This window comes from Archangium sp. (assembly GCF_036388035.1).
Taxonomy (GTDB): domain Bacteria; phylum Myxococcota; class Myxococcia; order Myxococcales; family Myxococcaceae; genus Archangium.
The window spans coordinates 1-13,793 of sequence record NZ_DASVSO010000217.1; the positions used below are offsets into that span (position 1 = coordinate 1).

The window sequence follows — 13,793 nt, forward strand, 5'->3', positions numbered from 1 at the left end:
CTTCATCACCGCGCCCTCCATGACCATCCGGGTGCAGGGCAAGGGTCGCATGCCCTCGAAGGAGGTGCGTCTGCAGGCCACCGTGAAGCTGGACGTCCAGGTGCGGCTGACGGAGTGAGTGGGGCCTAGCGCAGCTCGCGAGCGCGGCGCTCCAGCGTGTCCGCGCGGGAGTCCAGCTCGCGGGCGAGTGACTCGAGCCGGGCGGCCTCCGTCTCCAGGCCGCCCAGGTCCTCCGGCTCGCCGCTGGCGAGCGCCTGGGCGCGCACCGTGCCCACCTGGGGGCGGGTGTCGGCGGCGCGGGCCGGAGGGGTATAGGTCTCCGAGGGGCGCGCGGGCACGTCGGGCGCGCTGGGCGCCTCGGGCAGGCCGCCGCCGGGTGCGCTCATGGGCGGAGCGGCGTCGTCAGAGGCCACCTCCGCGGCGCCACCGGGGAGCACGCTCCGGGTAGGCGGGGTGGCGTCCACCTGGATGCTCTTCGAGGAGAAGTCGAAGCGCAGGCGCATGCGCCGGTCCTGCTCGTCGAAGACGGAGTCCTCGCCGAGGAAGTCGCTCATGCGCCGGTCCAGCTCGCGCTCCTCGCGCACCTCGGTGATGCGGGCGCGCAGGGCCTGGAGCCGCTGGCGCACCTTGTCCTCGGAGTCGCGCAGCGCGTCCGCCTGCTCCAGCAGGTCCTCGGGGTCGTCGCTCGCCTGAGCCGGGTTCAACGCCGGCACCTGCGAGGCAGGCAGCGCGGCACGCACCGCGTCGCGCTCGGCGCGCAGGTCGCGCATGCGGGCAATCAAGCCGGCGCGGGCCTCGCGGTCACTCGTGGACTCCCAGGACGCGCGCACCCGCACCAGCTCGTCGGACAGCGCCGTGTACAGCGCCAGGTTGCGTCGCTCCGACTCGGCCTCGGCTCCGGCGAGCGACTGGGCCAGCCCGGTGAGCGCGCCGGACAGCTCCTGCGAGCGCCGCAGCGCCGACTCCAGCTCGGGGCCCGCCACCAGCCGGCCCTGCTGCTCGGTCTTGAGGGACTCGATGCGTCCGGCCAGGGTGTTCAGCTCCCCGCGCAGCACCTGCTGGCGCTCGCGCAGCTCCCGCACCTGGGTGCGCGCCGTCCGCGCCTCGCTCCGAGGACCGTCCAGCCCCGAGGTCGCCCAGGCGGGCGTACCCAGGAGGAGGCTCAGCAGGAGGGCGTGCAGGAGGCGCTTCATCAAGATCCTCCTCGCAGCAAGCCGGATGCCAGGGCCACTTCGCGGCGGGAGGTTCCGTCGCCGGTAAAACCCGAGCATTTTCGCGGGGTTGGCTCCTGGGCAACTCCCGTCCGGAGCGGGTGGCCCTGACGGAAAACCACGATGGGGGTGGCGGGAGCGGTGGATTTTCGAGGGTGCGAGGTGTCAGTCGAGGAAGCGGCGCCACCAACGCCGCATGTCCTCATCCGTGAAGCCGCTCCAGCGGTCGCGATTCGGGAGGTTGCTCCAACGTTTGGGGCCTTCGTATTCGTACAACCAGGGCTCCAGCACGCGCGCCAACCCACGGTACGCTGGCAGCTCGTGGTTTCGTGACAGGTCTCCAGCTTCGGGCCATGTGCCCAGCGACACCACGGCTCGCGCCCCGCCCAGCTCCTGCACGGTGGCTTCGGGCGAGTGCAGCCTGGCGCGCAGACCCGCCACACCGCCCATTTCCCCGAGCACCGACGGGCCCAGGAAGTTCAGCCAATGCACGCCTTTCAATCGCGTGCCGAGGGAGAGCCTGATGCCAGGATCCGGCACGTCTACTCCCGGGTAACGGAAGCAGTCGTCGTGGATGGCACTCAGGGTGGGCTGGAACATGTCCGGCAGGTGAAAGGCCAGCCCCGCGTGACCGGAGGCGAAGGGGAGGCCCGAGGCCAACTCCATGGACAGCTCCCGCACCCTTCCCGGGCCGTGTTCCTCCAGGTACTCCGTGGGCAGGGAAAAGCTCACCATGCTGACCTCTTCCGGGAAGAGGGGCCACGGTGAGCGAGCCACGTAGAGGAATTCGTAGCCGCTGATGTCGGTGGTTCCGCCAGAGAGGTGGACGGATGACTCGAATCCCCTCTTCCGCATTCCCTGGAGGGCTTCAGCTTCGAAGGTGTGAGCGTCCTTCATCTCGCCGACACGCAGCCTGCTTCGGACGATGTCCCAGCCGCTCTCGTCCAGCGTGAACCAGTCGCCTTCATGATCGAGCCACATACAAAGCGTCTGCGGCCCCACCTCTATCTCACGGAGATACACCTCCAACGCCTGTTCCACGGCTGGCGCCACCTCTTTGTGTGAGCCCGGCAGGTAGAAGGTGATGCGCAAGGCCTCCCGGACGAAGAGGTGGCGCTCCTCGGGCCCGGTCCAATAGTGACGGATGCGCGGATAGTGTTCAGCCATCACTGGACTCCAAGCTGAGGTGTGACGAGAGCAGGTGCCTTGTCTCCTCCAAGCGTGCCGTACTTGTTGCTCAGCTGCTCCTGCACGCCCTCATCCTCTCGTCGCGAGAAGGGATTGCTCTTCCTCTTGGCTACGCAGGGAAACTTGAGGTCATAAACGCGCTGGATCTGGTTCGGATTGCCCGTGGCATGAATCACGATGTCGGGAACCAGCGTTCCCAGCAGGAGATCGAGAAGCTGGGCCGCCACCCACTTCGCCACCAGCTTGGGCTCGAGCATCAGCCACCTTCCCGTCGTCGGATCGAGCTTGTAGGTCGGCTCCAGGGTGAAGTTGTCCGGGAGGAGCTTGCCGAGTTCTCTCTGGATGCAGGCAAAGGCCTCGTGGTGCTTCATCCTCCCGAGTTCGATGGCCCGCGTGACCTTCTCGCCCCGCTCCTGGCGGACCACTCTCCGACACTCGTTGTCGTCGGGCTGTTTTCCAGGGCCATATTCCCGCTCGTTGATCTTGAGATTCGCCTCCTGGGAGCACGCAACCAGTACCTGTTCGACGTGCGCCAGCTCGGCCACGTCCAGCAGTCGCATGACGGTGGCTGCGGTGCGGGCCGCCTCCACGGCGCGCGACAGCCACGGGATGGTCGCCTCTTCGCCCGGTGCCACGACAACGCAACCGGGGTTGCGCAGGCAGCCATCCGTTGCCGAGTTCATGCTCTGGGCGTAATGCCGCCTCCCCGGGGGAACGCCTCCCGTAGCGCACCCGGCCAGCAGAACGAACGCCAACAGGGCCCGCACGCCCAACCCGGGGGACTGTTCCGCGCCCTTCGAGCGCTTACCCATCCGCTCACGACTCCTCGGGGCGCTCGCCCTTGGAGATGAAGCCGTACTTCTCCAGCTTGTAGTAGAGCGCGGACGTCTTGATGCCGAGCAGCCGGGCCGTCTCCGTCTTCACACCGCCGGCCTTTTCGTAGGCGCGGGCGATGAGCTGGCGCTCCAGGTCCTCGAGGATGTCGGGCAGGGGCCGGTCCCCCATGGGCACGGGCAGGCCCGAGTCGGTGCGGGGCGCGGTGCCACTGAGGTGCGTCGGGAGGTCCGCCTCGGAGAGCGTCTCGCCCTCGGCGAAGACGAGCGACTGCTCGATGACGTGCTCCAGCTCGCGCACGTTGCCCGGCCAGGCGTAGCGCGCCAGCGCGCGCAGGGCGCTGTCGTCCATGCGCTGGATGCGCTTGTTCACCCGCGGGGCATGCCTGGCCACGAAGTACCGGGCGAGCGCGGTGATGTCCTCGGGGCGCTCGCGCAGGGGCGGAATCAGCAGGGGGACGATGTGCAGCCGGTAGTAGAGGTCCTCGCGGAAGCGGCCGGCCTTCACCTCGGCCTGGAGGTCGCGGTGGGTGGCGCTCACCACGCGCACGTCCACCTTGAGCGTCTCCTCGCCGCCCACGCGCTGAATCTCCTTCTCCTGGAGCACGCGCAGCAGCTTCGTCTGGACGGAGTGCGGAATCTCCCCAATCTCGTCGAGGAAGAGGGTGCCCCCGTCGGCGAGCTCGAAGCGGCCGAGCTTGCGCTTGATGGCACCAGTGAAGGCGCCGCGCTCGTGGCCGAACAGCTCGCTCTCCAGGAGCGTCTCGGCCAGGGCCGCGCAGTGGACGACGACGAAGGGCCCGTCCTTGCGCGGGGAGAGCTGGTGGAGCATGCGCGCCACGAGCTCCTTGCCGGTGCCGGACTCGCCTCGCACGAAGACGGTGGCGTCGGTGGCGGCCGCCTTGCGCACCATGGCGACGAGCCGCTGCATGGGCTCGCTGTCGCCCACCAGCAGGTTGCCGTGGGCGTGCGCGGCATCGGACTCGAGGGCCTCGGTGCGGGCGGAGAGCTTCTCCACCTGGCGGCGCGCGGAGGACAGCTCCAGGCCCTTCTCCACCTTGGCGCGCAGCACGTCCGGGGTGAAGGGCTTGGTGATGAAGTCGTAGGCGCCCTGCTGCATGGCCTGCACGGCCGTCTCGATGGTGCCGAAGGCGGTGACGACCATGACGACGGCGGCCGGGTCCTGGGACTTGATGCTCCGGGTGACGGCGATGCCGTCCATGCCGTCCATCTTCAAGTCGGTGACGACGAGGTCGAAGGGCGTCTTCTTGTAGGCGGCGACGCCGTCGGTGCCGGAGCGGGCGGCCGTCACGGTGTGACCGGAGCGGGTGAGGGTGACCGCCATGCCCTCGCGGAGGGTGTCGTGGTCGTCGATGACGAGGATACGGGCCATGGACCCGACCCTACATCTCCCTGGCGCCCGAGGTCGAAGTGGGCACAATGCACTCCCATGAACCGCAACGCCCTGCTCGAGCTGCTGGCCCACCACGTCCCCACGGATGAGAAGGAGCGGGAGGACCTGGCGCGGATGCGCACCCTCGCCATCGAGCTGGAGCGGCCCTTCTCGCGCAAGCAGGTGCGCGGGCACTTCACCGCGAGTGCGGTGGTGGTGGACCCGGCGGGCGAGCGGGTGGCACTGGTGCTCCATGGGAAGTTCAACCGGTGGTTGCAGCCGGGCGGGCACGCGGAGGAGGCGGACGCGGGCAGCATGGAGGCCACGGCCCTGCGCGAGGCGCGCGAGGAGACGGGATGCCAGGTGCGGCTGCACCCGCGCGGGCCGAGGCCTCTCGATGTGGACGTCCACACCATCCCCGCGCGCAAGGACGAGCCGGAGCACCTGCACCTGGACGTGCGCTACCTGGTGGAGGTGGACAACCCGGAGGCGCTGGCGCACGACCCGAACGAGTCCGCGGGTGCGCAGTGGCTGACGTGGGACGAGGTGCTGGCGCGGGTGGACGAGGCGCCCCTGCGCCGGCTGCTGGAGAAGGCGCGGGCGGTGGTCAGGCCTTGAAGCCCAGCAGGTGCCAGTGGTGGAGCCAGGCCATGAAGGCCACGGCGGCCAGGGTGGCGCAGGTGAGGTACAGGCGCACGCGCAGCCTCCCGGAGCGCAGCCACCACGCCCGGGCGCTCCAACCAACGGCTCCCAGGGTGAGCACCGAGGCCAGGAAGGCGCAGCCCAGGGTGACCCCGAGCAGGGGTGGGGGGTGGCCGTCCCGGACATCGAACCGGTGGTGCAGCAGGATCATGAACCCCATCAGGAAGAACAGGTTCAACAAGCCGATGGCCGCCAGCAAGCCGGTATTCGGGTTCCAGCGGATGCTGCTCGCCATGAGGGTGAGCGCGAAGGCCCCGATGCAGACGGCGAGCAGCCCGTAGGTGAAGGGGGACGTCTCGTACCAGGGCGCCCGCTCGTACGCGACCGAGGGCCGGTTCTGGAAGAACAGGTGGGTGCTTCGCCCTCGCGCATCCTCGCGGAAGACGGCGCGCTCCAGGGAGGTCGGGTCGTCGGCGAGGCGGAACATCCTGGACTCGACTTCCACCCAGTTGCGGGGCTCGTTGCCGGGCTCCTTGATTCGCAAGGTGCCATCCCCGTTGTCCTCCACCCGGATCTCCTCGCGCCATCCCGCCGAGGCCTCCGCCGTGCCGTAGGCCCTCCACGTCGTCTGGTAGCCCCCGGCGAAGCGGGCCATCCGCCCGGCGGAGACCTTCAGGGGCGCGGGCGCCTCGGCGGGCGGGGCGGGGTGGTAGCGGGAGAGGAAGGCCTGGAGCAGCTCCATCCGCGCCCGCTGCGCGACGAAGGCGTACTTCTCCCCCGGGCCGTTGTACGAGACGAAGAGCCCCGTGCCGTGCTGGGGCATCAGCACCAGCAGCGAGTGGAACAGGTACGCGTCCCCCATGTGGCCGATGAGTCGCTGGCCGTTGAGGTGGAACTCCATGAAGCCGTGGGCCCACCCGCTCAGCCGGGGGTCATGCGTGAAGTGCTGACGGTGCATCCGCCGCACCGTCTCCTCGCGCAGGATTCGCTGGCCCTCGTGCTGCCCGCCCTGGAGGTGCGCGAGCATGAACCGGGCCAGGTCCGTGGCGGTGGTGATCATCGAGCCCCCGGACGCCACCACCACCTGCTCCATGGGGAGCGCACGCAGGTGGTCCTCCTCCAGCGTGTGCCCCAGGGCCATGTCGGCGGCGAGCTCGGGCGGCACCTTGCGCCGGAAGAAGCTGCGCTTCATCCCCAGCGGCTCCAAGAGGTTCTCCCGCAGGTACTGCTCGAAGGGCATGCCCGACGCCCGCTCGACGAGGTGCGCGGCCAGGCTCGTCCCATAATCGGAGTACGCCGAGAGCTCGCCGGGAGGTCTCACCCGGGCCGGCATGCGTTGCCGCAGGTACTCGGTCAGCGAGTCGGGTGGGGGACCCCCCGCCCAGAGGCGCTCATGCACCTCGAAGCCTCCGGCGTGCGCCATCAGGTGCGCGAGGGTGATGGGCTGGGCGTACGTCGCCGGGAGGCGGAGCTCCTCCTCCAGGTACGTGTTGACGTCCGCGTCCAGGTCCAGCTGCCCCCGCTCCACCAGCTGCATCACCGCCGTCCAGACGAACAGCTTGCTGATGGAGGCCACGCGGAAGACCGTCCGGTCCGCCACCACGGGCCGACGGTGCTCGGCGTCCGCGTAGCCGTAGCCTCGCGCCAGCACCACCTGTCCGTCCCGCACCACCGCCACCGTCGCTCCGGGGATGTGGTAGCGCTCGAGCTGCGCGGTGACCTCGCGCTCCATGAAGGCATCCAACGACTCCGGCTCCCCTGGGGGGAGCACGTCGTCAGCTCGGGCTGTTTCCCCCACCAGGGTGAGCGCGAGCACCAGGGCTGTCAGGCACCAGGGCCCCCCAAACGGCTTCGACATAGCTGCACATTTCTAACGGATTTCATTCTCCAAAGGGAACAGGCCTCCCCGCCGGAAGGTGGACGGCGCCTCCGACCCCCACGGGGAGTGCGACCGGCCCGCCCCCCCAGGGCGCGGTGGCCGGCACCCGCTCCCCCGAGGCGGGCATGAAGGCCGTCAACCGCCGAGGCTCGGGCTCAGGCCGCCGTGTTGGGGAAGTGCGGGTTCTCGATGAACCCGAACAGGTTGCCGAAGGGGTCCTTCACGGTGGCCACGCGGATGCCGCCGCCCACCTCGCGCACGGGGCTGGCGGGCTCGGCGCCGAGCTGCATCAGGCGCTCCCAGGTCCGGTCCGCGTTCTCCACGCCCCAGTAGGTGACAGCGCCCCCGGCTCCCGGCTTCAGCTCCGAGGTGTCCGGATCCAGCCCCAGCTCGAAGCCGCCCACGTTGAAGCCCACGTAGAAGGGCTCGTCGAAGTACGGCGCGACGCCCAGCACCTGGCTGTACCAGGCCTTGGCCTTCGCGAGGTCCGTGACCGGGTAGACGGTGGTGCGCAGGCCGAGGATGGGGGCGGGAGTCTTCACGGGGGCTCCGGGAGGGAAGGGGAAGGGCGCCACCCTAACCTCATCCCCACGGGCGAGGGGACACCCCGTGGGGTCGGTCGCGTCAGTCCGCCCGGTTGGGAATGGGAGGCGGGGCCAGGCGCGGGAGCCGCACCGTGAAGCGGGTGTCTCCCTCCTCGCTGGAGGTCACCGTGATGCCGCCGCCATGGGCCAGCACGAGCTGCCGGGTGATGTAGAGTCCCAGCCCCACGCTCCCCGCTCCACTGCCCGCGTGGCGGCCCCTGCGGAAGGGCTCGAAGAGCTGGGGCAGCAGCGACGGCTCGATGGGCTCGCCCGCGTTGCGCACCTCGAGGAGGACCTCCCCGGGCAGGCCCTGGCAGCGCACCCGCACCGGGGTGCCCGGGGTGCCGTGCTGGAGCGCGTTGCCCACCAGGTTGCCGAGCACCTGCGCGAGCCGATCCCCATCCCACTCGCCCACGCCCTCGCCCTCCTGCTCCAGCTCCACCTCCTGCTCCGGGTGGCTGGCGGCGTGCTCCTCCACCACGCCGCGCACCAGCTCGAAGAGGTCCATCTTCTTGCGCTCCACGGGGATGCCGCCGCCCAGCCGCGCCTGGCTGAAGTCCAGCAGGTCGCGGATGAGGCGGGTGGCCCGGTCCGAGGCGGAGATGATGCGGGTGAGGCTCTTGCTCTGCCGCTCGTCCAGTCCCTCGCGCGCCAGCAGCATCGAGGCCGAGATGCGGATGACGCTCAGCGGGTTGCGCAAATCATGGCTGACGATGCCGAGGATCTGCCGCTCGAAGTCGGCGAGCTGGCGCGCCTCGGCCTCCTGCTGCTTCTGGACGGTGATGTCCACGCAGGCGCCCGTCATGTAGAGGGGCCGCCCGCTCGCGTCCACGAACGTCTTGCCCTTGCCGCTGAGCCAGCGCACGTGGCCGTCCAGCCACTTCACGCGGAAGTCCATCTCGAAGTCCGCGCCCTCGCGCTCGCACGCCTCGCACCGGCGCTCCACCTCCGCCCGATCCTCCGGGTGGATGAGGGCGAGGAACTCCTCCAGCCGCTGCACCGTCCGCCCCGGTTGCAGGCCGAAGAGCTGGTCCAGGTTCTCGTCCCACTCGAGCGCGCCGGTGCGGATGTCCCAGCGCAGGGTGCCGGTGCCACCCGCCCAGAGGGCCGCGCGCAGCCGCTCGTCCCGCTCCTGCAGCGTGGCCTCCATCCGCTCGCGCTCCGCCAGCACGCTGCGCAGCTGGGCCTCGCTCGCCTCGGCGGCGGCGCGGGCCTGCTGCGCGGACTCGTAGAGGCGGGCCCGCTCCAGGGCCTGGGCCCCCTGGCGCGCCAGGGCGAGGAAGAAGTCCTGCTCGTCGGGCCGGAGGGTGCGCGGCTGGGTGAAGTTCACCACCAGGGCCCCCATCACGCCCCGGCTGCCACGCAGGGACATCACCGCCGAGGCCTCGATGGGGAGGCCCGTCCGGGCGATCGCGGGGTAGCGGCGATCCCGCTCCTGACGGTCCGCGTAGGTGACGAGCTTGTCGTGGCGGACGGCCTCCACCACCGCGAGGGAGGCGTCGAGCGGGATGCGCTCGAAGTGTCGCGCCAGCTCCCGCGCCTGGGAGTTGGCACTCGCCAGCTCGAGGGTCTGGCCATCCTCCGACACCAGCCACACCGCCCCCGCCTGTGCGTCCAGCACGCCCACGCCCTGGGTGATGAGGACGTCCATCACCTGCCGGGGGGTGGGCGCCTCGGACAGCGCGGCGGTGATGGCCTGCAGGCGCGAGAGGCGCTCCTGGGCCCGCCGCTGGTCGTCGATGTCGACGTTGGTGCCGAACCAGCGAACGACGCGGCCATGGGCATCCCGCATGGGCAGGGCCCGGACGAGGTGCCAGCGGTAGCCGTCCCGGGCGTGCCGGATGCGGACCTCCACCGAGAAGCTCTCCCCGGTGCCCAGGCTGTGCTGCCAGCGCTCCAGCAGCCGCGGCAGATCCTCCGGGTGGATGACCCGCTGCCACTGTGTGATGTCCCCGGGAGGCAGACCCAGGCTCTCGAACCCGCGGCGGCTGATGTAGTCGAGCTGCCCGTCCGGCCGGCTCGTCCAGAGGGTGTGCGGCAGCACCTCGGCGAGGGTGCGGTGCTGCTGCTCCGCTTCGTGGAGGCGCAGGGCCTGGCGCAGCAGGTGGGCCAGCCGCTCCGCGGTGAGCGCGGACTTGCTGAGGTAGTCGGTGGCGCCGGCCTTCATCAGCTCCACGGCGATGTGCTCGTCGCCCTGGCCGGTGAGCATGATGATGGGCGTCTCCACCAGGGCGGCCCGCGCCTTGCGCAGCACCTCCAGCCCGGTGTGGCCCGGCATCTGGAAGTCGAGCAGCACGCAGTCGAAGGGCTGCTCCAGCAGGGCGGCGAGCGCGGATGCCCCGTCCTTCACCTCGACGAGCTGGGCGCTCATCCCCGCCTGGAGCAGGGCGCGCCGCACCGCGAGCCGGTCCACCTCGTCATCGTCCGCCACCAGCAAGCGCAGCGGCTGCTCCATGTGGTTCTCGGCTCTCACGGAATCTCCACCCCACGCCCATCCTCGCCGAGCACGGCCCTCCACTCAACGCGGGCCAGGAGAGGACCGGCTGGACGAGCCCCCGGCCACACCGGGCGGGTCGTTCTTCAGCCGGTCCCGTTCATCACTGGACGTTGGGGTGCTTGGGCCAGGTGAAGCGGAAGGTGGCGCCCTGGCCCAGGGCGGACTCCAGCCAGGCGCGCCCGCCGCGCGACTCCACGCTCTTCTTCACCACCGACAGGCCGATGCCCGTGCCCGCCTGGTCGTCCTGCGACCGCAGCGTCTGGAAGAGACCCCAGATGCGCTCATGGTACTCGGGGGCGATGCCCGGGCCATCATCGGCCACGGAGAACTCCCAGAAGGCGCCCACCTCGTGCGCGGCCACCCGCACCCGCACCTCCGCGCGCCCGGCATGCTTCAGGGCGTTGCTCAACAGGTTGAGGAACACCTGCTGCAGGGGCACCCGCTCGGCGTGCAGGGTGGGCATGGCGGACGCCACCTCGACGGTGGCCTCGGACGGCGGGGCGAGCAGCTCCACGCAGTCGGCCAGCAGCCGGCCCACGTCCACGGGCTCCGGCTGGCCACGCACCCGGCCCGCGCGGCTGTAGTCGAGGATGCCGTTGATGAGCGCCTCCATGCGCCCCACGCGCCCGCGCAGCAGCCGCATCTGCTCGCGCGTCTCGTCGCTCATCGCGTCCTTCAGGTCGTCCTCTATCCACCGCGACAGGTTGGCGATGCCGCGCAGGGGCGCCTTCAGGTCATGGCTGGCCACGTAGGCGAACTGGTCCAGCTCCTGGTTGCTGCGCTCCAGCACCGCGCGGGCCTGCTCGGCCTCGTGGCGCGCGTGCTCGGCCCGGAGCGCGGCCTGCTGGCTCTCCCGGTACAGGCGTGCGTTGTCCAGCGCGAGCGCGGCCCGGCGTCCGAGCTCCTCGGCCAGGGGCATGTCCGCGACGGAGAAGTTCCGCTCGCTCTCGGCCTGCACCAGCGTGATGCTGCCCAGCGTCCGCCCATGCACCACCAGCGGCACGATGAGGGAGGAGCGCAGCCCCAGGTCGCGCACGAGCCCGTGGCTCTCCGGTATCACCTCCAGCAGCTCCGACTGCCCCGTGCGGATGACGTAGCCGCGCCCGTGGGCGGCGGTGCGCAGGTCCACGGGCTCCTGGCGCGCCAGCTCCCAGCCGAGCGCCTCCTTCGAGGCATCGCGGTGCGTCACCATGACGCGCTCGACGGTCTCGTCCGGTCCCACCAGGTCCACCGCGCACCCGTCCGCCAGCCGAGGCACCACCAGGCGCGTGAGGTTGTGGACGGTCTCCTCGGGGTCCAACGAGATGGCGAGCAGCACGCTCGCGTCGGAGAGGAAGCCCAACGCGTCCGAGGTGCGCTTGTGGTCGTCGATGTCCGTGGAGGTGCCGAACCAGCGGACGATGCGGCCCTGGGGGTCATGCACGGGGATGGCGCGGCCGAGGAACCAGCGCCAGATGCCATCGAGGCGGCGGCAGCGGTACTCCACCTCGTAGGGCTCGCCCGTGGCGAGGCTGTGCGCCCAGCGCCGGAGCGTCTCGGGCATGTCCTCGGGGTGGAAGGCGCGCTGCCAGCCCTCGCCCTGGGTCTCCTCGGGCGACAGGCCGGTGTATTCGTACCAGCGCCGGTTGAAGTAGTCGTGCAGGCCGTCCGGTCCCGCCGTCCAGACGATTTGAGGCAGGGCCTCGGCCAGCAGGCGGAACTGCTCGCGCTCGGTGTCGAGCCGCTGCTCCGAGCCCCTGGCATTGAAGAAGGGGCCGAGCGTGTCGTACGCGCTGAGATCGCCGTCGGACTGGCGGGACACGTCGAGTGCTCTCCGTGGGGCAGCCCCTCCCCGTCGTCGGTCCGGGCCCCCTCTTGTGTCTTACAGCGTCCCGGCGGGCTCGGATCCGGGGCGACGGGAGGGCTGTCTTCCGTGCAACAGGTTCCCGGGGTCCGTCCCGCTCCCACTCCGAGCAGGTGGGACGAGGAGTGCGAGGGCCAGGGCCCCGGGTCGGACTACGGGAGGGAGGGAGCCGTGCCCAGGGGGAGCGTGAGCTCGAAGGCCGTGACGCCCGGGGAGGGGACGAGCCGCAGGTCCCCGCCGTGGGCCCGGGCGATTTTGCGCGAGAGCGGGAGCCCCAGGCCGGTGCCCTTCTCCCGGGTGGTGAAGAAGGGCTCGAAGATGCGCTCGCGCTCGGCCTCGGGGACGCCGGAGCCGCGGTCCTCGACGCGGATGGTGTAGCCCTTCCCGTCGCCGCGGCCCGTCACCCGCACCTCGCCGCCCGGGGGCGAGGCCTGCACCGCGTTCTTCACCAGGTTCACCAGCGCGGCCGTCAACAGGCTCCCGTCGGCCTCCAGCACCGCCGGCTCCGCCTCCACCGCCACCGTCACCCGCCGGGCCGCCGCGTCCGCCAGGAGCAGGCCGCTCGCCTCCTGGAGGAGGTCCGGCGCCGCCACGGGCGCCCGGGAGAGGGGTTGCTCGCGAGCGAAGGCGAGGAAGTCCTCGACGATGCGCTGGAGGTACTCCACCTCGCGCTGGATGCGCGCCACGTGCCCGGCGGCCTCGGCGTGGGCTCCGGCCCGCAGGTCCTCCGCGAGGAGCCCCGAGAAGAGGGAGATGCCGCCGATGGGGTTGCGCACCTCGTGGGCCACGCCCGCCAGCATGAGCTTGAGCTGCCGGTCCCGGCTCTCCAGGGCGCCGCGCATCACCTCCAGCTCGCGCGCCAGCACACCAATCTCGCGCGTGGGCTCCGGGGGCACGGGCGTCGTCAGGTCTCCCCGGCCGATGCGCAGCGCCGAGTCCATCAGCCGTCGCAGCGGACGCGCGAGCCCCCGGGCGGTGAAGATGGCCACCAGCCCGAGCACCCCGAGCGCCACCGCGCTCGCCGCCGCGAAGCCCCGGGAGAGGCGGGAGAGCGGACCGAAGAAGGCGGCGCTGCCCTCCACCGCCACGGCGCCCACCACCGCGCCCTCGCGGCGCACGGGCGCGTAGCCCGTCTTGTAGAGGCGCCCGTCGGAGCCCTGGAAGAGCACCTGGCTGGCGGCGCGCTGGCCGGAGAAGACGCGGGAGAGCTCCAGCCTGTCGCGCGCGAGCTCCGGCACCTCGGTGCCCACGGGGAGCGCGCCGCCGACGTCCGCGCGCACCCGGCCCTGGGTGTCCACCACGTACAAGCGGCGCACGCCGCTGGCCGCTTGAACCTCGGTGAGCAGGCGCACGAGGTTGCGCCAGGTGCGCGTCTCCGAGGTGTCGTCCCCGGGCTCGATGGTGAGCATCCGCTCGCCGCTCACCTGGCTGGCGGTGGCCGCGGCGATGGCCGAGAGGCTCGTGCCCAGCTCGTCCTCGAGGATGGAGCGGGCCAGGGCGTAGACGGCCGTGCCCGTGAGCGCGAGGAAGAGCAGGGTGGGCAGCAGGAAGGCCACGAGCAGGCGCGCCGGGAGCGAGCCCAGCGCGTCCTTGAGCCGGGAGGGGAGGGGGCCTTGGGTCGGCATGGGTGGAGGGCAGAACCCTAACCGCCTCTTTCAACTCCTGGCGTGCAACTCCCGCTGAAAGAGCGCGGGGGGACCTCACTTCTGGACGTCCAGAAGTG

Annotated in this window: 10 protein-coding genes; 1 reads left to right on the plus strand and 9 read right to left on the minus strand. The window is 71.2% G+C overall.

Translation table 11 applies throughout. The features are described from left to right. Positions 1 to 125: 125 nt before the first annotated feature. The 4 genes from VF697_RS09445 to VF697_RS09460 all read right to left on the minus strand — a co-directional run bounded on the left by VF697_RS09445 (position 126) and on the right by VF697_RS09460 (position 4,625). The gene (locus VF697_RS09445; protein ID WP_331093445.1) at positions 126 to 1,193 is read right to left on the minus strand and encodes a TetR family transcriptional regulator; all 1,068 of its coding nucleotides are present in this window, start codon (positions 1,191 to 1,193) and stop codon (positions 126 to 128) included. 183 nt (positions 1,194 to 1,376) lie between these two features. Further along, positions 1,377 to 2,378, minus strand: coding sequence for a type VI immunity family protein (locus VF697_RS09450; RefSeq protein WP_331093446.1), 1,002 nt, complete (start codon positions 2,376 to 2,378; stop codon positions 1,377 to 1,379). Then, positions 2,378 to 3,211, minus strand: a complete 834-nt coding sequence (locus VF697_RS09455) for a hypothetical protein (RefSeq protein ID WP_331093448.1) — start codon at positions 3,209 to 3,211, stop codon at positions 2,378 to 2,380. Before VF697_RS09455 ends, VF697_RS09450 begins: the two co-directional genes overlap by 1 nt. Before the next feature lie 4 nt (positions 3,212 to 3,215). Next, on the minus strand, positions 3,216 to 4,625 hold the full coding sequence (locus VF697_RS09460; RefSeq protein WP_331093450.1) for a sigma-54 dependent transcriptional regulator: 1,410 nt from the start codon (positions 4,623 to 4,625) through the stop codon (positions 3,216 to 3,218). Between the two features lie 57 nt (positions 4,626 to 4,682). On the opposite strand from VF697_RS09460, the gene VF697_RS09465 reads away from it, so the two are divergent. Then, complete coding sequence (locus VF697_RS09465; protein WP_331093452.1) at positions 4,683 to 5,243, plus strand: NUDIX hydrolase; 561 nt, start codon at positions 4,683 to 4,685, stop codon at positions 5,241 to 5,243. Here the strand turns inward: VF697_RS09465 and VF697_RS09470 are convergent. The 5 genes from VF697_RS09470 to VF697_RS09490 form a co-directional block, all read right to left on the minus strand. Then, positions 5,233 to 7,125 (minus strand): serine hydrolase, encoded by a 1,893-nt coding sequence (locus tag VF697_RS09470; protein WP_331093454.1) that lies wholly within the window; start codon positions 7,123 to 7,125, stop codon positions 5,233 to 5,235. The genes VF697_RS09465 and VF697_RS09470 overlap by 11 nt on opposite strands. A 176-nt stretch (positions 7,126 to 7,301) precedes the next feature. After that, positions 7,302 to 7,688: a VOC family protein gene (locus VF697_RS09475; RefSeq protein WP_331093456.1), complete on the minus strand. Its 387-nt coding sequence runs from the start codon at positions 7,686 to 7,688 to the stop codon at positions 7,302 to 7,304. An 82-nt stretch (positions 7,689 to 7,770) separates the two neighbouring features. After that, positions 7,771 to 10,203: a PAS domain-containing protein gene (locus VF697_RS09480; RefSeq protein WP_331093457.1), complete on the minus strand. Its 2,433-nt coding sequence runs from the start codon at positions 10,201 to 10,203 to the stop codon at positions 7,771 to 7,773. A 124-nt stretch (positions 10,204 to 10,327) separates the two neighbouring features. Beyond that, a complete protein-coding gene (locus tag VF697_RS09485) occupies positions 10,328 to 12,028 on the minus strand; it encodes a PAS domain-containing sensor histidine kinase (RefSeq protein ID WP_331093459.1) in 1,701 nt (566 codons plus the stop codon). A 194-nt stretch (positions 12,029 to 12,222) separates the two neighbouring features. Beyond that, positions 12,223 to 13,695 (minus strand): sensor histidine kinase, encoded by a 1,473-nt coding sequence (locus VF697_RS09490; RefSeq protein ID WP_331093461.1) that lies wholly within the window; start codon positions 13,693 to 13,695, stop codon positions 12,223 to 12,225. Between the last annotated feature and the right edge of the window lie 98 nt (positions 13,696 to 13,793).